The sequence below is a fragment of the Neisseria sp. P0009.S007 genome, assembly GCF_051962515.1.
On record NZ_JBQCVF010000851.1, the window covers coordinates 1 to 526 of the forward strand.

General features: G+C 51.7%; 1 pseudogene. It reads right to left on the reverse strand.

Annotated features, from left to right (window positions below):
- Positions 1-526 (reverse strand): annotated as a pseudogene (locus tag ACTHS3_RS16750) (NAD-dependent DNA ligase LigA); the annotation flags it as partial.

A 526-nucleotide genomic window follows, 5' to 3' on the forward strand; every position in this document is an offset into this window, starting at 1 on the left:
GTTTTTCTTGTTGTGCCAGACTGTTGACTTTGACCACCATACCGTCGATTTCGTAGGGTAGAGTAGGGCGTTTTTGCTGCATTTTCTCGTAAAACGCCAATACTTCGTCGATATTGGGGAAATAGCCGAAATTACCATCAGGCAGGCTGAAGCCAAGCTCTTTACAGTAGCTCAGCTCTTGCAGGTGTTCTTCTGCGATAAAGCCGCCTTGTTGTCGGGCGATAGAATAGGGGAAGAAATGCAGTTTGCGCTGTGCCGTAATGCGCGAATCGAGTTGGCGCAGACTGCCGGCGGCGGCATTGCGCGGATTGGCGAAAGGTTTTTGTCCGTTTTCAGCCTGTCGTTCGTTTAAGGCGGCAAAATCGGCTTTGAGCATCAGTACTTCGCCGCGTATTTCGATAAGCTCGGGAATATTTTCTCCATGCAGGCGCAGGGGGATGTTGGATACGGTTTTGACGTTTTGGGTAACGTCTTCGCCTGTGGTGCCGTCGCCACGGGTTGCTGCTTGAGTCAATACGCCGTCGCG